At 44.2% G+C, this 21,435-nt stretch carries 24 protein-coding genes; 1 reads left to right on the forward strand and 23 read right to left on the reverse strand.

The features are described 5' to 3' along the window. Positions 1-217 precede the first annotated feature (217 nt). The 4 genes from metH to QNM16_RS09055 all read right to left on the reverse strand — a co-directional run bounded on the left by metH (position 218) and on the right by QNM16_RS09055 (position 5,380). The gene (gene metH / locus QNM16_RS09040) at positions 218-2,845 is read right to left on the reverse strand and encodes a methionine synthase (protein WP_284020179.1); all 2,628 of its coding nucleotides are present in this window, start codon (positions 2,843-2,845) and stop codon (positions 218-220) included. Between the two features lie 11 nt (positions 2,846-2,856). Then, positions 2,857-3,879 (reverse strand): homocysteine S-methyltransferase family protein, encoded by a 1,023-nt coding sequence (locus QNM16_RS09045; RefSeq protein WP_417709681.1) that lies wholly within the window; start codon positions 3,877-3,879, stop codon positions 2,857-2,859. Between the two features lie 58 nt (positions 3,880-3,937). Continuing rightward, entirely contained in the window at positions 3,938-4,885 is a 948-nt protein-coding gene (locus QNM16_RS09050; RefSeq protein WP_284020181.1) for a homoserine O-succinyltransferase, read from the reverse strand. A gap of 300 nt (positions 4,886-5,185) precedes the next feature. Beyond that, positions 5,186-5,380 (reverse strand): hypothetical protein, encoded by a 195-nt coding sequence (locus QNM16_RS09055; protein WP_284020182.1) that lies wholly within the window; start codon positions 5,378-5,380, stop codon positions 5,186-5,188. 234 nt (positions 5,381-5,614) lie between these two features. Here QNM16_RS09055 and QNM16_RS09060 point away from each other — a divergent pair, with 234 nt between their 5' ends. Continuing rightward, positions 5,615-6,502: a DMT family transporter gene (locus QNM16_RS09060; protein ID WP_284020183.1), complete on the forward strand. Its 888-nt coding sequence runs from the start codon at positions 5,615-5,617 to the stop codon at positions 6,500-6,502. Between the two features lie 167 nt (positions 6,503-6,669). On the opposite strand, the gene QNM16_RS09065 is transcribed toward QNM16_RS09060, so the two are convergent. The 19 genes from QNM16_RS09065 to QNM16_RS09155 form a co-directional block, all read right to left on the reverse strand. Further along, positions 6,670-7,680, reverse strand: a complete 1,011-nt coding sequence (locus tag QNM16_RS09065; protein ID WP_284020184.1) for a phage late control D family protein — start codon at positions 7,678-7,680, stop codon at positions 6,670-6,672. 6 nt (positions 7,681-7,686) lie between these two features. After that, positions 7,687-7,899 carry a tail protein X gene (locus tag QNM16_RS09070; RefSeq protein WP_284020185.1) on the reverse strand — a complete coding sequence of 71 codons (213 nt, stop codon included), beginning with the start codon at positions 7,897-7,899 and terminating at the stop codon, positions 7,687-7,689. Then, positions 7,899-8,351: a phage tail protein gene (locus QNM16_RS09075; protein ID WP_284020186.1), complete on the reverse strand. Its 453-nt coding sequence runs from the start codon at positions 8,349-8,351 to the stop codon at positions 7,899-7,901. The genes QNM16_RS09070 and QNM16_RS09075 overlap by 1 nt, the downstream gene beginning before the upstream one ends. Positions 8,352-8,388: 37 nt before the next feature. Further along, complete coding sequence (locus QNM16_RS09080) at positions 8,389-11,679, reverse strand: phage tail protein (RefSeq protein WP_284020187.1); 3,291 nt, start codon at positions 11,677-11,679, stop codon at positions 8,389-8,391. Positions 11,680-11,826: 147 nt separating this feature from the next. Beyond that, positions 11,827-11,952: a hypothetical protein gene (locus tag QNM16_RS09085; RefSeq protein WP_256370531.1), complete on the reverse strand. Its 126-nt coding sequence runs from the start codon at positions 11,950-11,952 to the stop codon at positions 11,827-11,829. 5 nt (positions 11,953-11,957) lie between these two features. Continuing rightward, positions 11,958-12,215 (reverse strand): phage tail assembly protein, encoded by a 258-nt coding sequence (locus QNM16_RS09090; protein WP_039608579.1) that lies wholly within the window; start codon positions 12,213-12,215, stop codon positions 11,958-11,960. 3 nt (positions 12,216-12,218) lie between these two features. After that, positions 12,219-12,734, reverse strand: coding sequence for a phage major tail tube protein (locus tag QNM16_RS09095; RefSeq protein WP_052961078.1), 516 nt, complete (start codon positions 12,732-12,734; stop codon positions 12,219-12,221). Further along, positions 12,734-13,897: a phage tail sheath subtilisin-like domain-containing protein gene (locus QNM16_RS09100; RefSeq protein WP_284020188.1), complete on the reverse strand. Its 1,164-nt coding sequence runs from the start codon at positions 13,895-13,897 to the stop codon at positions 12,734-12,736. The genes QNM16_RS09095 and QNM16_RS09100 overlap by 1 nt, the downstream gene beginning before the upstream one ends. A gap of 241 nt (positions 13,898-14,138) precedes the next feature. Then, on the reverse strand, positions 14,139-14,474 hold the full coding sequence (locus QNM16_RS09105) for a GPW/gp25 family protein (protein ID WP_284020189.1): 336 nt from the start codon (positions 14,472-14,474) through the stop codon (positions 14,139-14,141). A 3-nt stretch (positions 14,475-14,477) separates the two neighbouring features. Continuing rightward, positions 14,478-14,780 (reverse strand): PAAR domain-containing protein, encoded by a 303-nt coding sequence (locus tag QNM16_RS09110; RefSeq protein ID WP_284020190.1) that lies wholly within the window; start codon positions 14,778-14,780, stop codon positions 14,478-14,480. Then, positions 14,781-15,569, reverse strand: a complete 789-nt coding sequence (locus tag QNM16_RS09115; protein ID WP_284020191.1) for a phage baseplate assembly protein V — start codon at positions 15,567-15,569, stop codon at positions 14,781-14,783. It abuts the gene before it with no gap. Between the two features lie 8 nt (positions 15,570-15,577). Then, positions 15,578-16,150 (reverse strand): hypothetical protein, encoded by a 573-nt coding sequence (locus tag QNM16_RS09120; RefSeq protein ID WP_284020192.1) that lies wholly within the window; start codon positions 16,148-16,150, stop codon positions 15,578-15,580. Between the two features lie 88 nt (positions 16,151-16,238). Continuing rightward, positions 16,239-16,520, reverse strand: a complete 282-nt coding sequence (locus QNM16_RS09125; protein ID WP_417709620.1) for a hypothetical protein — start codon at positions 16,518-16,520, stop codon at positions 16,239-16,241. A 5-nt stretch (positions 16,521-16,525) separates the two neighbouring features. Next, positions 16,526-17,341, reverse strand: a complete 816-nt coding sequence (locus QNM16_RS09130; protein ID WP_284020193.1) for a hypothetical protein — start codon at positions 17,339-17,341, stop codon at positions 16,526-16,528. Positions 17,342-17,356: 15 nt separating this feature from the next. Next, positions 17,357-17,560 carry a hypothetical protein gene (locus tag QNM16_RS09135; protein ID WP_284020194.1) on the reverse strand — a complete coding sequence of 68 codons (204 nt, stop codon included), beginning with the start codon at positions 17,558-17,560 and terminating at the stop codon, positions 17,357-17,359. Continuing rightward, the gene (locus QNM16_RS09140; protein WP_284020195.1) at positions 17,561-18,397 is read right to left on the reverse strand and encodes a hypothetical protein; all 837 of its coding nucleotides are present in this window, start codon (positions 18,395-18,397) and stop codon (positions 17,561-17,563) included. Positions 18,398-18,417: 20 nt separating this feature from the next. Further along, positions 18,418-18,981, reverse strand: coding sequence for a phage tail-collar fiber domain-containing protein (locus tag QNM16_RS09145; RefSeq protein ID WP_284020196.1), 564 nt, complete (start codon positions 18,979-18,981; stop codon positions 18,418-18,420). Next, positions 18,981-20,195: a phage tail protein I gene (locus QNM16_RS09150; RefSeq protein WP_284020197.1), complete on the reverse strand. Its 1,215-nt coding sequence runs from the start codon at positions 20,193-20,195 to the stop codon at positions 18,981-18,983. Before QNM16_RS09150 ends, QNM16_RS09145 begins: the two co-directional genes overlap by 1 nt. Then, the gene (locus QNM16_RS09155) at positions 20,188-21,087 is read right to left on the reverse strand and encodes a baseplate assembly protein (RefSeq protein WP_284020198.1); all 900 of its coding nucleotides are present in this window, start codon (positions 21,085-21,087) and stop codon (positions 20,188-20,190) included. Before QNM16_RS09155 ends, QNM16_RS09150 begins: the two co-directional genes overlap by 8 nt. Positions 21,088-21,435: the final 348 nt, after the last annotated feature.

Genomic DNA, 21,435 nt, shown 5'->3' on the forward strand with positions numbered 1-21,435 from the left:
TGATGACTACCTAGATTGGTTTAATTATTGGGAAATACTACTTTTAGACAATACCTGAGCAATAGCCAGCTCCATTATCTAGTCGTTACCTAAAATATTAACAAAGGTACACCAAGTCTACCTTTAAATACAATTGAGTAAGTTATTACGCATTTATGAAATAAATAAAGCATGTAGTGCGCTCAGCAGGAAAGCAAAGCGCACTTGAGGGATTGATTTAATCGTCATAGCCTAGGTTAGGAGATAACCAGCGCTGAGCTTCTTCCACAGACATACCACTCCTGTGAGCATAGTCTTCAACTTGATCTTTTTGAATCGCGGCAACGGCAAAGTACTTTGAATCAGGGTGTGAGAAATACCAACCTGAAACCGCAGCGCCCGGCCACATGGCATAAGAGCTAGTTAATTTCATATTGATACGGTTTTCTACATCCAATAGCGCCCAGATTTTTTTCTTCTCTGTGTGCTCAGGACAAGCTGGGTAACCTGGTGCAGGACGAATACCTTGGTAATTTTCACGGATAAGCTCTTCATTGGTCAGCGATTCATCCGCCGCAAATCCCCAGTGTTCTTTTCGCACCTGTTCGTGCAAATACTCAGCAAAGGCTTCTGCTAATCTATCTGCAACCGCTTTAACCATGATCTTGTTATAGTCATCTTGCTGCGCATCAAATGCATCCGCTAAGTCATCCTCTTCGAGACCACCTGTCACCGCGAATGCGCCAAAATAGTCATCTATACCTTTTGGCGCGACATAGTCTGCTAAGCAATAATTCGGAAAATCCGTTTTTTCTGTTTGTTGACGTAGCTGACAAGATTTCAGAATGACTTCTGAACGAGACTCATCAGTGTAAATTTCAATATCATCATCCACACGGTTTGCAGGGAATAAACCAATGACGCCAAGCGGTTGTAATTTGCCTGTTTGCTCCAAATCATCGAGCATGGCATTGGCATCAGCAAATAACTTTTTAGCCTCTTCACCGACAATCTCGTCTTCTAAAATACGCGGATATTTACCCGCTAAAGACCATGTCATGAAATAAGGCGTCCAATCTATGTATTTACGCAATGTGGCAATGCTGACATCTTTAAACTCAGTAATACCCAGCTTTTTAGGTTTTGGTGGGGTATAGTTATCCCAATCCAATTTCGTCGCATTGTCACGCGCACGGGCGAGCGTCACCGGCTTTGAACGCGGCTTTTTACGCGCTTGTTGCTCACGCACTTTGACATATTCATTGGCTGTTTTTTCTAGGAACACAGGCTTTTGAGTATCACTTAGTAGGCTAGACACCACCCCAACAGCTCGGCTGGCATTATTCACATAAATAACACCTTTGTCATACTGAGGCTCAATCTTCACCGCAGTATGGGCTTTAGATGTGGTTGCACCACCAATTAATAACGGAATATCAAAGCCGCGACGTGTCATTTCTTTCGCCACATGTACCATTTCATCCAGTGATGGAGTAATAAGGCCAGATAAGCCAATGGCATCTGCTTTTTCATCAATGGCCGTTTGCAAGATCTTTTCAGCAGGGACCATGACACCTAAGTCAACCACTTCATAGTTATTACACTGCAACACAACCCCCACAATATTTTTACCAATATCGTGAACATCGCCTTTTACGGTAGCCATAACGATTTTACCGTTACTTGCGCCCTCTTCTTTTTCAGCTTCAATAAACGGGTCAAGATAGGCTACGGCTCGCTTCATTACGCGGGCCGATTTAACCACCTGGGGCAGGAACATTTTACCGGCACCAAATAAGTCACCGACCACATTCATACCATCCATCAGTGGTCCTTCAATCACTTGGATAGGCTTATCAAAGCTTAAACGACACTCTTCTGTATCTTCATCGATATACTCAGTGATCCCTTTTACAAGGGCATGCTCTAACCTTTTCGCAACCGGCCATGTACGCCACTCTAAATCCTCTTTTTTCTCAGCTTGCGCCATACCTGAGTATTTAGGAGCAATATCCACTAAGCGCTCACCAGCACCTGGGTCAGTATTGAGGATCACATCCTCAACAGCATTTCTCAATTCAAGTGGAATATCGTCATACACCGCTAATTGACTGGCGTTGACTATCCCCATATCCATACCTGCTTTGATGGCATGGTATAAAAAGACTGAGTGGATAGCTTCACGAACTGGGTTGTTGCCCCTAAACGAGAACGATACGTTAGACACACCGCCTGATACCTTACAGTGTGGTAGGTTTTGCTTTATGCGGCGGGTACCCTCAATAAATTCAACGGCATAGTTATCATGTTCTTCAATACCGGTGGCAACGGCAAAAATATTCGGGTCAAAGATAATGTCTTCTGGCGGGAAGCCAAGCTCATCCACAAGAATTTTGTACGAGCGTTGGCAAATTTCAAACTTACGATCTGCCGTTTCAGCCTGACCGACTTCATCAAACGCCATCACAACAACAGCGGCACCAAAACGCTTTAACACCTTGGCCTGATGTACAAAAGGCTCTCTGCCCTCTTTCAACGAGATAGAGTTTACAATGGCCTTGCCCTGAATACATTTCAGGCCAGCGACGATGACATCCCACTTAGAGGAGTCAACCATAATAGGCACTTTTGAGATCTCGGGCTCAGAGGCAATCAAGTTTAAAAACTTCACCATCGCCATTTTTGAGTCCAACATGGCTTCATCCATGTTGATATCAATAACCTGCGCACCACCTTCAACCTGCTCTCTGGCAACTTCAAGCGCTGTTTCGTAATCTTCTTCTAAAATGAGGCGTTTGAATCGCGCTGATCCTGTGACATTGGTTCTTTCCCCAACGTTGGTAAATACAGCTGTAGATTGCGTCATAATGATACTTCCTAATTCAGATTACAGGCTTCAAGACCTGATAAACGCATACGTACTTCAAGCTCAGGGAGCTTACGCGGTGGCACAGTAGTCAAACCATCCGCGAAGGCTTTAATATGCTCAGGTGTCGTACCACAGCACCCGCCAACAATATTAATAAAGCCTTCTTTACCCCAGTCAACAATCTCTTTACTCATATCATCAGCTTCTAAGTCATACTCACCAAATTCATTTGGTAAGCCCGCATTAGGGTGTACGGATGTAAAGGTTTCACATACACGTGATAGCTCTTCAACATAAGGACGAAGTAGATCAGGTCCTAACGCGCAATTTAAACCAATAGAAATCGGCTTGATATGACGAATAGAGTTATAAAATGCTTCTGTGGTTTGCCCTGATAAAGTACGACCAGACGCATCAGTAATAGTGCCTGAAATCATTACAGGCAAACGAATTCCTGCTTGCTCAAATGCCTCTTCTACCCCGTAGGCAGCCGCTTTGGCATTGAGCGTATCAAAAATCGTTTCAATCAAAATAAGATGCGCGCCGCCTTCGATTAAGGCAAGGGTTGATTCAATATATGCTTCCACCAGTGCATCAAAGGTCACATTTCGATAACCCGGATCATTTACATCAGGAGAAATAGAACATGTTTTTGACGTCGGACCAAGTACCCCGCCTACATAACGTGGTTTACTTGGATCTTTGGCAGTAAACTCATCACAGACTTGGCGGGCTAATTTTGCTGACTCGAAATTAATTTCGCGGCTTAAACTCGCCATATCATAGTCTTCCATCGAAATAGTCGTCGAGTTAAACGTATTAGTTTCGATGATGTCAGCACCGGCTTCTAAGTATTCACGGTGAATTTGCTTAATCACATCAGGCTGCGTGAGGCTCAATAAATCATTGTTGCCTTTGATCAACACATGCCAATCTTTAAAGCGCTCACCACGGTAATCCTCTTCCTCAAACTTGTGTTTTTGGATCATGGTACCCATAGCACCATCTAAAATGACAATACGCTCTTGCATGGTTTTTTTCAGCGCTTCAGATACGGCTTGGCCATCGACAGGCTCAAATGGCACACTGTTATTCGGCATAATTGTTAGTCCTTACGTCTTGGCTAACGAGATTAATATCGTACGGAGTTGTTTGGTAAACATAATAGTTTAACCAATTTGAAAATAATAAAAAGGCGTGACTTTGCCACGTTTTGGATGGCTTGGCGTCAGCATCATTATTTGGAAAATAATTGTCAGGCATAGGGGCATCCGGACCATTTTTTAAGTCACGCAAATATTCTTTTTGCAGTGTATCAGCATCATATTCAGGGTGCCCAGTAATATACACCTGACTGCCCGTTTTATTCTTGAGAAGGTAAGCTCCCACTTTGTCGGAACCGGCCAATACAACTAGATCTTCATTATTGTTAATCTTGTCAATGTCGATATGCCCATAACGAGAATGCGGTACTAAAAATTCATCATCAAACCCACGTGTCAAAGCTCCGTGATCAAAATACACTTGATGTTTAAACACACCACACAGCTTTTGCTCTTTGAGATCTCGCTTTAAACCATGATGATGATACAAACCGGCATGAGCAGCCCAACAAGAAAATAAAGTTGAGGTCACGTGATTTTCAGCCCAGTCAAAAAACGCTTGTAATTCTTGCCAGTAGATTACATCCGTATATTCCAAATGTGCCAATGGTGCACCGGTCACAATTAAAGCATCGTAGTTTTCGTCTTTTACTTCAGAAAAGTAGCGATAAAACATATTTAGGTGCTGTTCAGAATTTTCCGAACTACGATGCGTATCGAGACGCAATAAATCAACATTGACTTGTAGTGGGGAGTTAGCCAACAAACGAATAAATTGAACCTCAGTTTCTACCTTATTTGGCATTAAGTTCAATATGGCTAAACGCATCGGGCGGATCTCTTGAGACATGGCGCGGCTTTTTGGCATCACAAAAACATTTTCGTGACGTAGCCTCGCAATGGCGGGTAACTCGTCTTTAACAGTGATCGGCATGAGATCCTCCCCAAATTGGATAAAACTAACAATATTATAGTGGCTGACATTATGAACGAACGCCATAAAATATCAACTTCTAGATGTTCAGACGTCCAAATGTAGATAACTCCGTATTAATAAAATCAAGAGGGAAGAGATAAACCGAAATAAAAGCTATCAGTAAATGTAGGCACATGGATCATAAAAGGACAATTTAAGGAAGAGGTAAGCTACATTCAGCTTAGTTAGTAGGAAGGAATTAGAAGAAAAGAATATAGGGTGCTCAAGCAATAAGCACCCTGTCATGCAAGTAGATGATCAACCGAAATAGCCGTAGCCTAACACAACACTCGCTATCAACCCTGTCACTGCAAAAATGCCATATTCAATGCTCACTTTTAAACGCTGCTCTCCTGCAAATTGCTTTGACTCCGTCAAAGCCATAATGATGCATGAGATAAACATACAAAAGCCCAAAATAATTAAGTTAATTTGGATTGCATCTAGGATCATTTCACTCTCCAGTACGAGGCCATAGGCCGATTTAAGCACACGACTATTTCAACGCAAATGAGTGTAGCAAATTAAGTTTTAAAGTTTCAATAAAAATTGAAACTTTATTTTTGAGTGGAATAAAGTAAAGAAGGGAACAAGATACTCACAGGCGGTTAAACTCAATTTTATTGCATATATATACAAAATAATTACAGTACCGCCACATTAACAAACAAGTAACTAAGTAAATTTGTGGGTATTGGAGAGATCGCTGCATTTTGTGCAGCTGCAGTATGGGCGTTTTCGACCCTGCTCTATAAACGATTTAGTCATCATCTAAATCCATTAGAATTGAACGTCGCTAAGGGAGTTATCGCGGCTGCATTAATGGCGGCCGTACTCCTTTTCACTTGGGATACGCAATTGCCATCTAGCTATACGAGTTGGGGATGGTTGATTGCCAGTGGCATTGTCGGCATTGCCATTGGTGACAGTGCTTATTTTGCGGCACTGCGAAATATTGGTCCAGCTCGCACTCTGGTGATTGAATCACTCGCACCAGCCATCGCAGGGCTACTAAACATCGTTTTGTTAGGAGTTTATCTATCTGCAACAGCTTGGTTCGGCATTATTATTACCACTATCGGCGTCATTATCGCGGTAAAGCCAAGCCAAAAATTGCCAAAACTAGATAAAGATATTTATCGAACAGGCGTGCTCTTCGCACTTGCAGCAGCAACTTGCCAAGCGGCTGGCATGGTACTTTCGAAAGGGGCACTCAATGATAACAGTATCAGTAGCCTTTGGGCTGCAATGATACGACTTGCTTCGGGCACCTTAGTCGTCGCTATGATAATTGCCATACTCAAACAATCGTCATTGACTCGCTCAATCACACTTAAAGGGATTGATGGCAAAGCTTGGTTGTTTGCTGCAGTCTTTTTTGGCACCTTTATCGGGCTATGGCTGCAACTTATCTCAGTCAACAATACAGATCCAGCGATTGCACAGACGATTTTTTCAGCGGCTCCTTTGATGGTGATGACCATGAGCTTGATACGAAGAGAGCATGTAACACGAGGAATGATATTTGGTGGGGTAACCGCATTGAGCGGTATTATTTTACTTTTGAGGGGATAAGAAATTAGGAAAGAGGCCATCTCAGCCGGTTTATGCATAGAGCAATGCACGTGAGAAAACCACTGAGACAGCCTTGGAGGTAGGAGGTTGGGAAGGAAAAGTACCGCATGATCAGCGGTACGGCATGAAATATTTAATATAAGAGACTATAAAAGAGACAGAAGAGGTTATTCAGATAAGGTTTCGCATTGCAAATAGGACAAAAATCCATGCCCATTGATAACATGCCGGACCTCTTTCACAAACCAAGCTTTATCAAGTGCACTTTGCGTGCCTTGCACTTCAACAACTGCACCTGCCACAATATCTGGATTGCCATATATCACCATATTCGCACTGACATGTGCTCGGGCAAGCTGTGCCAACTTACTATCTGCCGCTTGCCGCGCACTCGTTTCACCTGCGTACGTATAAGGTAACGTCAAACTGGGGGTGCCACCGCCTGCTGAAACCGTTTGTAATTGCGCGATATCCAAATCATAATATTTGGCCACCACTTCTTTGGTTAAGCGATAATGTAAGGTATTAAACCTCCAATCGACAATCCATTTAGGCTCAAGGGTTACTTGTGGTAGAGGTTGCCCTGATAACGAACGTCCCGTGCCCTTTTTCATAAACACTAGGTTATCATTAATGATTTTCATCACTGCATCATGCTGCTCAGCAAGCTTGCTCATCAACTGCATATCGCTTTCACTTTGCTCAATATGTGGCAAAGTGATGCTATCAAGCGCAGGTGCGATACGCGGTGTTAGCCCATACTCTTGTGCAATCTGCGAGATCAGATCACCAAGCGTCAATGGGTTGTCTGGGTCACTGGGCCAAGATTTTAACTTCGCCGCTTTTAAATTCTGATCCCAAAACACTTTGTTGCCCACCAGCTCCAGTGCTCGCACCGGACCCACAATTTGATATTCACCAACTTGAAACTCGCCAAGGACAACGCTGGGTGCCTTGCCATCTTCAGTGCCTTGTTTATAGCCCATCGCAATTTCAAGCTTGTCGGTTGGCTCAGGTAAGGTGATTGGCGCTTTTTCAAGATTATCGAATTTAACAACGCACATGTCACTCAACAGCCCTGTACGAAGCGTCACACTGACTTCTGCGATTCTATCACGTAGTTTTTCTGCGACTTCGTTGCCATTGGCCTTCACTGAATATTGTGGCTGTAGTTCCATTGCCTGTTACTCCCAAATATTGATCTCGCGTTGCACTTTTGGTTTAGGTACATCCGGTAAGACAATTTTAATATTTTCAGGGTAAATAGGCCCCAGTTCAGCGAGGCCATAGTTGGCTTCGAGTACACGTTCAACCATCCCTGAGCTGCGGCCATAATGACGAAAGCAAATCAAATCGAGACAATCACCATCTCGTGTAATGTAGCTGACTGCGCTCATTATTTATTCCCCTCATTGCCATCATAGCGTGACAGGCTCATGCTAAATTGAATCTCTCTTGGAATACCGTCATTCAAAAATAGCGTGCGCGTTTCATTTATTGATTTGATGACCCACTTACCAAGTACTCGACCGACACTCGGACTAGACTTACCACTTTCTTCTACATAGGTCAGCGTAAGAGGCACTCCTTTAGTTGCCTCTTCTCGCATAAAGTCCAGCTGCTTTAAGCCGTTTTCAACCAGTTGAGGAAAGATAGTCCCGTCCAGTTCTAAAGTTTGCTCACCAACCCCAATAAATTGCTTTACCGGACTGTTTTTATCAGTTTGCGACTCTAGATCTTTCCAGCGATATTCAGTGTTAAACTGTAATTTTTGAAATGCCGCTGTACTGACAGAAAACTTATACTCACCCAGCTGCATCATGTAATTGGCATGATTGATCTTTGCCATCGAAAGTCCTCTTATAAAGGCTTAAGGGGGCTTCCCCTTAAGCTACCTCGTTATAATATCGCGCGCGGTAATCACGCATCGCTTGTTGCTGTTGTTGATCTAACACTTGTTTCACTTGCTGTGCTATCTCATGTGCTTGCTGCTCAGACTGCGCATTCACAGTAATATTTGCATTCACTGTGATATTGCCCGCGACTTGCTGCGCTTGCACATCGCTACTGATTTGCGAGTTCGATGTATTCTGCTCTGCAAGGGCCTGAGGTGTTGGCGTTGATAGCGGTGCTTTAGTCTTTAAATCGTCCGCCTTTTGCGGTTTATCATCACTAAACAGGCTCGCAAAAAAATCGCCGCCCACTTGTGACATCACGGCATTGGTCAGATACCCTGCAACAGGACCAAGGAACTTGCCATATTTTGGAATTTTTCCAACAAGGTTAGAAACCAATTCAGAGCTAAGTGCGCCAGTGGCAGTGCCACCTATGGTGTGTGCTTTTTCCTTCGTTGATAAATCATCATTAGCTGCTGCCTGATAAATGGTATGGCCATTTAATGCATGCCCGAATAATTGTCCCTGCTGAGATGCTCTATTCCACTTTCCATGGGGCTTACCTGAAGCCTGCTCGACTGCAGCCATAGTGCCAGTCAGCATATTGGTTTCATTGATGACATTGTCTTTAACAAATTGCAGTGGCGAATTCGCTGTTTGTGACGCATTAAACTCAGTATCAACCTGCCCTTGCGCTAAGGTGTTTGATACTGCGGTTGCATCATCCGCTTTCGCCGTTTCTTTCTGAGGTTCATCATCAAAGAACCACCCACCGAGCGTATCGCCTAAGAAAGTGCCAACAGACTCCCCGCCAAACGCGCCGATAGCACCACCTACAATGCCACCTATTGCAGTACCAACCACAGGGATCACTGACCCAATCGCGGCACCAGCAGCAGCACCAGCCATAGCACCACCCATGCCACCTACTGCACCACCTACTCGGCTGGTTTTCTCTTGGTTACTTAAAGAATCATCACTCAGTGCTGAATACGCATCCATAGCGCCCATGGCAACGGTCAAAGGTGTAGTCAGTTTACCTAAATACTTACCAGGCCCCTTTGTTAAGCTTGATAACGCACCGCCTTTCTTGCCCAAAAACTTACCAAGCTTAGAAAAGGCTGAATCATTCGCAGCTTTAGGCGGCTTACCACCAGGGATCCCTTTAGTATGTTGATTTTTTTTAGACTTAGTGACAGGTTCAGATTTACTTTCTCGAAGCTGCTTTTCTACCGGTTGTGACTTTCCACCGTCCAAAATCTTCAAAACGGGCTTTGAGTGCAGCTTACGTTTGCCCTTCTTTTTCTCAGCTTTCTGATTTAGCTTGGTTTCTTTGTGTTGAGCAGAACCGTCGTTATCAGCACCTTGTTTTTTACCTCGCTTAGATTGCTTTTTACGCTTCTTTTTGGAGTTTCTTTTCGATTTCTTTTTAGACTTTTGCTCTTCCTCAGCTTCACTGTCAAACAGTGATTCAAGGCCTATATCACCGAGGCCAAATTCAGCTAATAGGTCAGGAACTGCGCCAGTTAGAGAAGATAAGTCACCGTTCAAAATTCCTTTGAAATCGAGTTTTTCAATCAACGCAGAGTGCTTGGTAAAGAGACTAGCTGCATCTTGCAATCCAAACGCATTGAGCAATTGCGGCGCTTGCTGCATCAATGAACTTAAATCACCTTCCAAAATCGCTTTGGTATCTAGCTTTTGTAAAGCTGGCAAGGCGGCACCCAATGTTGCCCCAACTTCATCTAAACCCGCCGCTTTGAGCAACCCCGGTGCTGCGGACATTATGCTTGAGACATCCCCACTCGCAATACCATTTAAATCAAGCTGACGCAGCGCTGGCAACGCAGCGCCAAATGTTTTTGACGCTTCATTCAAGCCTGCCGAGGCCAACAAATCAGGTGCCGCTGACATCAAACTTGAGATATCGCCATTAGCAATACCCTTCAAATCAAGTTGCTGTAGCGCGGGTAGTGCTGCACCCAAAGTCTCGGATGCTTCATTCAAACCAACCGAGGCTAGCAAATCTGGCGCCGCTGACATCAAGCTTGAAACATCACCACTGGCAATGCCTTTTAAATCAAGCTGCTGTAATGCAGGCATGGCTGCACTGAGCGTGTTCGAAACCTGCTCAAAGCCAGCCGACTTTAATAATTCAGGCGCAATGCTCACAACTTGACTTAAGTCGCCGTCGATAACGCTCGCCAAGTCCAACTGAGACAAGGCAGGAATATGCTGTGCTAAAGACTGCTGAACCGATGATAAATCAACCGCTTTAAGTAGCTCTGGCGCCGCACTTTGTAACGTACTCAAATCACCTTGCATTACCGCTGCAATATCGACTTGTTCAAGCGCGGGCAGTGCTGCCTCGAGTGTTTTTGCTGCCTCTGAAAAATCAAACGCATTTAAAAGTTCAGGTGCTGCACTTGCTAAGCTTGTGACATCACCCTCAAAGACTTCTTTGAAATTAACCGAGGCAATTGCTGGCAACGTTTGCTTAACCACATCACTGGCTTTATCAAAGCCGAACGTTTCTAGTACCTGCGGGGCACTTTGGATTAATGTATTTAAATCGTCGTTGAAAGTCGCACTACTAGTACCTTGGGCAATGCCCTGCGTAGCATTGATGATATCGCCGCTCATTTGCGCAATACCCAGTGCATCAACCATGACAGGTGCAGCTTGGCGTAAGGTATCAAGCTGCAGATCTAATGTATTTTGCGTATCCGCACTTTGCACCTGCGCGGTTGCCGTCGCCAATGATTCGCTCAATGCATTGATGGGCAAGCCTTCATAAAGCTGCGGCAGCGCGGCCTGCAATTGCGCAAGTTCATTGCTTGCTGCCGTTTGTAATTGCTGAAAATCTAACGCCGACACTTGTTGTGCCAAAGATTTAATGGCACCACTTAAACCAGTGCCGTCACCAATTTTAGCATCCACTTGCGCTTTAAGCGTTTCAGCTTGCTGTGCATTTTGAGCACCTTGCAGTGCCTTTGCACTGTGAGTAACCGCATTATTTGACTTTGCTTGTACGCTGGAAAATTGTGTCAGATGCGTGGAGATTATATGGCTAGTGTTACCCAGTAGCTCATTGACATTAACATTAGCTAATTGCCCTATCACAGCCTCTATCGAGCTGGTATCTAATGGCTTTTTAGCTTTAACCAAATTCGCAAGCAAACTGCCTAATTGAACATTTGGATCAACCTGATCCTGCTTAGGTAGGCGATACTTTACTTTGTTCTTTGAACGGTCTTTTGCAGACAATCCTTGATGTTTCATAATCATACCTAGGAAGAGAAATAAGCGGGAGTGTGTGGATTGCACAGCGCAACGAACGGCACTGTGCCAAGGTTGATAGCTCAAGACCCTAAAACTGCGCTTAAGTCCTTGAGCTATCAAACTTGCGCTGGTGAAAAAAAAGGCGGGTTACCCCGCCTCTGTTGCTTCTTTATAATCAACCGCTGCTTCAAACCACTCGATGAGTTCGTCTTCAGTCAGCCCGTTGAGTTCTTGCAAGCCCCACCCTGTGTACTTAGCTAGGGCAATCACCATTGCTTTTAGACGCTTGGGCGGGATACGAGAAAAGCCTGGAGTGCCTCGCGTAACTTAACGAAGTCGCTCCAATCTAGCTCTTCGATGATATCTGGAGACACTTCACACAAATGTGAGAAGTAGCGGATTTCACTTTCAGACTCACTAATATCCGCTTTATCAACCATTAACCGATCGCGCACTTTAGGTCGTCTCATTTTTAGTTCTGCATACTCATGCCCATCGACCGTAACAGGGAAAGTCAGTTTAATGATTTCAGTCATAGATTAAGCTCCAATAGTCTTGCGTAGGTTAGCCATGTGGTCAACACCCGCGATTTCACGAATATCGTTGTACAGGTCAATGTTGTAAATAACTTCATTGTTTATTTCTAACTTGTACTTTTGAACAGCATATTGCAGCGTCATTTTCGCTTCTTCGCCGTCCTTCCAGCTGCCCATGTCTACTTCTTTGAAGAAGCCATGTAATGTGACAACTACAGGCTCAGGTGCAGCACCTTGCTTTTGAATCGCACCACGTGCAGTCAGATTAATTGTTCTGCCAGTACCACCCCAATCACCAAGTAGCTTAAGCACATCTGCGTTGTACTCTAGTAACGTGATTGAGCCTTCAAGCTTTTCAAGTTGACCTACATCTAGCTCGATTGGCGCTTGGAAACCCGAAGTCACTTCACGTGTTTTGACAGTGACTTTAGGAAGCGAAATTTCGTCTGCAATGCCAAGGTAACCCTTACCATCTACAAACAGCTTTGATTTCTTTAGGATTTTAGGAGACATTGCCATTATACGATTTCCTCTAGGTAGTTGTTAGTTAAGATGCTCTTGAACGTGATGTGCTCAGCTGGTGTTGGCGGAGTGAAATCAAAACTGAAGTACACTTTACCCGCTTGAATATTTTCAGGCGTGTTAAGATCTTCATCAGCCCAGATTTGGCCACCTAGGATAGCGCCTTGCGCTTTTAAGCTATCAAGGTATGCTTGTACGCTTTCTGTCACATCTTTGATGTAAGTTGACGTGATGTTACGGTCAACAGCCCACATATGTGCACGAAGTAGCGAGTCGTTAATCATGTCCGCTGTACGAACAACTGATAGGAAAGCCCACTTAGGGTCTGTCGCACAAGTACGGTTACCCCATAGCTTGAAGCCATTTTGACGGATGATTGTAGACACTTCTTTTTCATTCAATAAGTTTGCACGAGCATTCTTATCACCAAGCTGGAAATCAACTGGTCTTGCAGTGCCCACAATACCATTCATGGCAGTGTTACTCGGGCTCCACCAGAAACCACGGTCGTTGTCAGATTTAGCGATCATACCCGCAACACGCGCACTTGCTGGCTCGTTTACAACTGCGCCTGCTTTGAATACTTTCACTTGAGGGTCAACTACAAACACACGGCGCGATGAACAATCGCCACGATATGCAATCGCATCAGCATCATTTGTGTTTGGACCATCCGCAATGATCACAGCGCGAAGGCGCTCTGCAATACCAACAAGTTCTGCAACAACTGGGTTAGCTGCACCAGATGGACGCTGATGTGTAAATCCAGGTGCAACTAGGATGCGAGGTGTTACACCTAATACTGATTCAGCACCCAAGAAAGCATATGCACCTTCATAACTGCCATCTGCAGCAACGCCACCTTGGATGTTAGTCATAACCGCACTATCATCTGCACCGTCTACACGCACTACAACCACGACCGCGCCCGCTTGATCAAATACACCATCAATTGCCGCAGGCAATGTGCCTTGCTCACCTAACAACGCAGCTTCCGCACGTTTACCAGCAATTAAAACCGGTGTGTTAAGAGGAAACTTTTCAGCATCTGCTTGTGGAGCAGTACCAATTAGACCGATTACTGAACTTTTTACTGTTTTAATTGGACGCGTACCAGACTGCGCCTCGATGACTTCTACACCGTGTAGAAATTGCGACATAGATATCTCCTTTAAAGGTATGTCAATTAGCTAATAAAAAAGCCATGCGGCCTAACTTGAAAATTCAAGGAAGTCGCATGGCTTTCGTTGATTATTTATCCGCACAAGATAAGTACAGATGGAAGTTAAAAGTTGACCGATACGCCAACCCGTTTTGATTTAAAGTAAGATCTCTTCAATCATGACCTACTCATTATTAATTAAAGATAGATCTCCTATTTTGCGACTGGCCCATTGCTAATTAAACCTGGATCCCCTCTATTGTGACCGGCTCATTGTTAATGAGGTATAGACCTTCAATTGTTATCTCGACCTTTCCTTCACCTGCCGGATGCACAGACACACCTTCTAGACGAAAGCGAGGCTCCCATCTATCTAGCGCGTTGGCAATCGACATGGTGATATCACCAACTAGATTGTGAGAAAACGGTCTATCGACGAGTTCAAATAACCCACAGCCATAGTCACGGCGCATAACTCGACTACCAAGCGGCGTTGTTACAATGTCGCGTATACTTTGCTTTAAATGCTCAACGCCACCTAAGGGCTTGCCTGTTTGCGCATTCATTCCAATCATGATTTATCCCCCAATAGTAAAACTGCCAACACCAACAGCGATTTTGCCACCACAATTAGTTGGGTCTTCAAGCCTTGCAACTGGTTTTCCTGCAAGAGTAAAAGTAGATGCCCCTGCAGCCACAACCATCCCTGAGTGTTTAACCTTAGGGTCAGCAATAAGCACATGGTCGCTAATACTGTCACCTACTCGTAATGCGGGTATTCCTCCGACGGTAAAAAAGGTCTGAGAAGCAGAAATAACACCCGGAGCAAACCCCACGTGCACATCGGTGATTGCACCGTCTACTGAAATAGCTGGCATCATTTACTCCTGTGCACTGATATGTGCACCATTGAGTTTGAGCGTTGCTGCAGCGAGCACTTCGACATTACTGCCTGTTGACGTCACGGAAACCGAATCTCCAGTCAGATTTAATGCGCCTGAAGCAACAATATCGATATTCGCACCGCCACTCACTGAAACATTATCACCGACAGTAACATCCGCAGTACCTGTTACATCAACCTGCGCAGCACCGCCAACCTCAACCGTGGCATTATTGCCAATGGTAATATTCGTATCGTTATGACACTCAACATTAATATCACCACCTGAATAGATGTTAATCTTCGCCAGCGGATCTGTTTGAGGCACAAAAATATCATAAGCATGGTTTTCGCGGTCGTACTGTACAATGGCGCCATCTTGATAATGTGCACGATGCACATGCTCCCTTGATTCAGGCGCAATTGCGGACAATGCTTGAACAAGGGCTCCACCTGTGCTGGTCGCATCCACCACATGATTCATTTTAAAATGCGGTTGCTCATGGCCATTGGCATACAAACTACCCAGCACAATGCCTTGTGCCATATCTCCGCTGGGAGAAAGTACTAACACTTGCTCACCCACTTCTGGGGCTTGCCATGTCATGTCTTGGGCAGCTTGATTGGTCAGCCAAGGTAATTTTGCGGTCAACCATTCACCGATCCGTACTTTGACCCTCGCCAAATCATAGTCAACTTCTTCAACCGTACCGATTGAAATCAATTTGGCAAAGCGATGCTGCATGTCAGACACAGCCAGTTCTGACTGCTGTTGATTTGCTAACATAAACGCTCCTAAGTTGTAGTCGGTGCTTTATTGATCAGCTTATATTCTCCCCCTTTAGGCCCTAAATACACTTCGGTAATGGCAGGTCCTAGTGGGTCGTCTGGATATTCCACTTGATAGTAAAAATCCCAGTAAAGCTGTGCTTTCGCCAGCGTTGAGCTGACTTGATGACTAAACGATATATCGCTTTTTTGGGCGATAAAGTGCTGCCAATGGATGGGCATTTCGTCCACCATCACAAGTGCCTCACACTGGGTTATCAACTGATCAAGTCTTTGCAGCAACTGTGCGTTGTCGGCATCTTCCAATTCTATGTCTAGCTGTAACTGCAACACTCGTCTGTCGAGTGAGTTTGGACTGAGGTTTTTATTGTACGACGGTCCATATGCGACGGCTTTGTCGGCACCTTTCGCCTGCAGTTCACTGGCTTGACGTTCGCCATTCAGCTTGACTGTAAGTTGGGCTTGCTGCGTCAGATCTGGGTAGGGTTGTGCGGCTTTAAGTAGCCCCACATGTGCCACCCCTTGAAGTCCAGATGATAAGCATTCAAGCACCTTATTGATTAAGGTACATCTTTGCATGAGGTATATTACTCTTTGAAGTTAAAACTTATGATGGTTGTGACTCGAAGGAAAAGGCGAGTCGAAATGGACGAAATGCCCAAATACTTTACGCGGGGAATGGATAACGAGCTTTAATTTCTGCTACTTTATCCTGCCAAGCTTGCTTACTAGCATCCGTTTGATCATATTGCCATTCCATAAATAACGGATCTGACTCCACAAGATAAGCCGTTCTGCGTGCTTCCAGCGCTTCCCCTTGGGAGTATTCAAAAGTTAAGTCTTCCAATGGGACATTGATTTCATTCGACTTCAGAAATTGGGCCACTTGAGCTGAGCTCAAAGCTTCACCAATCGAAGCGATCAAGATGTCATTGTGTTTTATTTGCACAGTATTTACTCCTGTATCACACCAGCTGATTGTAGCGTCAAATCAGCTTGCAATTGCGACATAGCAGAGGATACATCTGCTGGCCTTGCAAATTCAGGATATACACCCCAACCAGCCGTTTCAAAATCCACATAACCGCTGACTGTACCGAATAAACAAATCAATGCTTCACCTTCTTCTAATAGTGAAGTAGATAACGCAAGCTTAGTATGCGGCGCATAAAAAGACTTTGCCGTATTATCCGCTTTTTGGCGGTAACCCAGTAACTGCCATCCGTTGTTAAAACTTTTCACAGGCTGCATGGAGCCACCAACCGTCCCTGAGAGCAACTTAAAATAGCATCCAGAAGTCATTGCTCCTTGTTGATAACGAGTGTTCCAGTTGTTATCTAATCTCGCTGGGTGATTAACGTTGTTTCTTTTCCATTTAATTCTCAATATATGGAAAGCGCCATTTACATAACCATTGTAAATATTCGAACGAAAATCTCGTGCAATGCCATTACCTGTGTGATCAGTATCATTTGCAGCCGCAGCATGAATAGTGGCTTCTTTGATAACTTCAAATCTTTCTAAACCAATAGTGGTGAACCCTTTTATTGCACTGCCGTCATCATTAGGTTCCATGCGCTGATTTTTACTCATCAAAATGTGAGACAGTTCAGCGCGAGCCCCACTCATGTAGTTATCGAACTTGTTCTCTGCACTCGTTACTGCATTATTTATTAATCCAATTTGGCTATTTACAGTGTCGCACAGGGCGTTAGCTCTCGCTGCTACATTAGTAAGGCGCTCAGTGATTGATAAATTATCATTAGACATGCTTATTGTCCCAATCTACTTTAGCGATGGAGAATGAATTTGATTTCTGGCAAATTCACGCTGTGCTTTGATTTCTTCAGGCATGGCAATTCCAGTCTCCGACTCTCTAATCACATACCAATCTGTATCTTTCAAAAAAGCTCTTAGGTCGATGTCGATATCAAATTGACTACGAACTCCGCCAAGCTCATCTTCTTGATTAATAATTTGCTCTAACATTTATTGCTCCCTCTCAAAAACAGGTCTTTCGAAATAGCCCCAACGCCCTTCTGGGACCTTCCCTAATACAACACCAGGCAATGCAATTAAGCAACTAGCGCCTTTACTTAGATAAAAGTGAGGGCCAAAGTTATAGTATGCTCCACCAGATAAGACTGAGCCCGTATACATTCTCTCGTGCCATGTATTGTCATTGGGTAGCCGCGTACTGCCGTCGCTATTAGGGTATCCCATATGAACCTCCCCCTGCTCGACTTTTACCCAAGCGCCAAATGTAAATATGCCATTTTGTGGCAAAGCGCCTTGATAGATTGAATATGCCTTAGACATAATTGTTGGATAATCAGCAACGTCCTTTGCTGTCAATCTGATAATTGCAAACTCTGGCTGGTTATGTGTCGGGATAGTATGATGAACTTCCGACCACATTTTTTGGATTTCCGGATTCTTCTGATCTGGCTCTACACCATGCTGAGTGTGTGCAACAATTTCACACTCATAGTGTCCAGCTCTGTTACCAAACCCACTAGGGGTGCCTTTAGTTCCAGGGGTTAACACGCCATTGATTTTTAATTCTTGGTTTTTCGTCACTCTAAAAAACGGGATCTCTGAACGGAAACCATTTTCTACAAGCGTTTCAATTTTTTCTTTTGACTCAGTAATCGCTGCGTTTGTAAGCGAAGTCAACTCAGTCGTTTTAGCCGCCATCTTTTGCTTTTCAGCGGTCAAAGTGGCATTGATCACAGATAATTGCTCATCAACAGTATTGCAAAGTTCATTAGCTCGTGTCGCGACATTCGCTAAACTTTCAGTAATGGTAGTATGTTCGTTTGACATATATTTTCCTAATTAATCTATTAAAGCTGTTCCAGTGCTGCCAAGCGTAACTCTTGTTTTAATTGCCGATGCATTGTATCCAGCTGCACCAAGGTTAAATCTGCAAGCTCGTTATCAAGCAATACATTAAAATTATCGATACTAGGTTTCACCTCCACGCTACCTGATGGGAGCTGAGCAAGACTCAAGGTCACACTTTGTAGAATTTTTACATCGGGGGTTCTGTAACCTAATGTTCGATTAGGTTCAGAGTACACTCCTAAAAGAATTAAGTTGTCATCGCTACCCACAGGCTCATCGATTTGGATAAACACACCCACTTCACGAATGGCATATTCGGGTGCAGATATGGCTTTATCAAACAGGGCAACCACGGTAACTTGGTGGTTTTCATCTGTTTCGTAATTATCATCCCGAATTGACTGAAGTTCTTTAAGATTGCGCAGACTCGTTTGAGTTTGCGACGGCGTATAACTTGCGTCACCAAATGCCATATGGCTGATCTGTGCTTTTTTACCATTGGCTTTAGCTGCTAACAAAGCATCTAAGCCAACTTGGGTAAACTGCAGCGTTAATGCAGACATTAAGCAGCTCCTTGTAAGTTAAAATGTTGATAAATAATTTGTCTCGTAACACTGAATACCCCCTCATTCCCAGTGCTATTTGGAGGTAGAACGGTTTGGCCGGTGATGTTTACATGGTGCGATTGATTCATTTTAGACAGGCCAAATACACCATAGAGGCCTTTACTATTTCCGGGCTTTATGCCGCCCCCTGCCACTTGCCAGCTACATAATGTATGAGACTTAGTTGCACCAAATGAATGATATGCCCCTTTAGATTTTGGCGGTTTGACGCCCTTTCCCGCTATAGCTAAATGTTTGACGCTTCTGCTTTGACTGACGCCAAATGTCACGTTTTTTTGCGTTGCTGCGCTGGGCTTAACACCACTACCAATAGGTGCATCCACACGTTGTAAAATAGTAGATGGCAAGGCGCAAATAGCGCCTAAACGCTCACTGAAAGAAAGCCCCAGCTGCACATCCACATGAATAGAACCCCGTTTAACCGCTTCAATAATACGGCGCACTCGCTTTAACATTTGAGGGGTCAGCATTCCTTGCTGTTGCTCATCCAAATTGCTATTGATAAGTGCCCATACTTGCACAGTGCCTCGGGGCACCTCTTCTAAATTGTCTCCCTGCCACCACTCTTTAATTTCGGTTTTGATATTTAAACTATCGAGCGCTTTTTGCAGTGCGTAAGGCGTCCCCTTTACTTGGTGTACAGCGAATGAGTCATTAATAACTTGGCGCTTTAACACCTCATTCCATGCTTCATCCCACTCGTCCACAGACACGGACCAGGCTAACCAAGGTAGCAGCGCTTCTGGGCACAAAAAAGGATCCCAAACACTGGCAATCAGCAAGCGGCTATCATTCAACACACATGCAGATTTGACTTGGGCGCGCTTCAATGCATCAGCATCAATCGGTTGCCAGTTTTCAATATTAAGCTGCTTTGCAAATTCATCCAGCTGCTGTGCATCACAAAACTCTGGGTGATCCACCAGCACTAACAACTGCTTTGTATTGCATTGCAATAACACATCTGGATTTGCTAATACCGTATTGGGTTGCATGCCACACAGCTTTGCTAGCCAAACCAACTGGGCATCACTTCGACTAGACAGCGCCAATAACGAGATCAGTAAATTGCGAACAGTTTGATGGGCTGGAAACTGTTGGCTTAGCGCCTTTACCAGCTCACTAGCATTGGCTGGAATAAGTTTATCCATAGATATTTTCCATCAATACCGAAATAGACTCGCAATACGGTGCTTCTGTTGCCTGACAAACAATATCTTCAATTGGGCTCAATAAAGTGACATCTTCCACACCCGATTGGTGCAGTGCAGCATAAATCCCTGCCCGCGTGACTTTTTTGCCAAGATAATGTCGTGAATCACAATATGCTTGTACCGCTTGCTCAGCCGCTGCAACAAGCGCATCGCCGGATGGGCCATGCAAAATAGAGAGTTCTGCGTTAACCGAAAATGGTTTTATTTGTGCTTTGTGTACCATGACTCTGTCCCCAAGTGGACGCACTTTGGATGCCATTTCATCGATACCTGCCTGCCTATCGCCTTGTGCAGAGAAATAGTGCTTAACCCTATCAATTAAAGCATCACTCGGCTGACCAGCATCAAGGTGGCTCAAAATGGTCAATTCAATATCACAAGGCTCTGGGCTAAGTGCTGCAACATCTTTTATTTGCGGATCGCATGACATCGAGTGATAAATGTATGACTCACGACTGCCAGCCGTATTAAGGCCATTAAATGCCAACTGAATACGTTGCCTAAAAGCTGCATCAGATTCCACTGGAGCAATTTTGCGTGCTAGGTTGTACCGTGCTGCAATGGCATCTAAGTCATCCCCTTGAGCTGAGGCCAACATATTGCCCTTCACTGCATCATTAAGCTTTTGTTTTTGTAATACTTGTTGATACGCTAAGGTTTGCAACAAAAGTGCAACAGGGTCGCTTTCTAATGAAAGGGCATCTTGATACTGTGGGTTTTGCAATAAAAACTGGGCTTTGAGTTGCTCATACTCTTGTTCATAATCAAGCGTTGCAATAACGTCTGGAACAGGGACTTTCGATAAATCTAATTTAGTAAAGCCACTCATAATCTTCCTATTTAAAATAAAAAACCCACACTCATTCAAGTACGGGTTTTGATTCATGGGATAACTGTGTAAAGCTCTTTCAAGCTTAAGATCATTTTACTGATTTTAAGAAGGTGAAACAGGTCATTTATGACCGCCTTGAAATCGTTAAATTCGTGCCTCATACAAAAAACGCCAAGTGCTCGTTTATCGTAATAAAGAAGCTAAATGGCGCTTTAATAGTTGGGCAGTTTGTCAGCTTAGTATCAATCAGAAGCTATTTAAGCTTTTCTCAAGCTTAGGTGTATTTTACTAATTTTAAGGTTTAGAAACAGGTCATTTATGACCGCCTTAAAACCGTTAAATTCG

Source organism: Pseudoalteromonas umbrosa, from assembly GCF_030125375.1.
GTDB classification, from domain to species: Bacteria; Pseudomonadota; Gammaproteobacteria; order Enterobacterales; family Alteromonadaceae; genus Pseudoalteromonas; species Pseudoalteromonas umbrosa.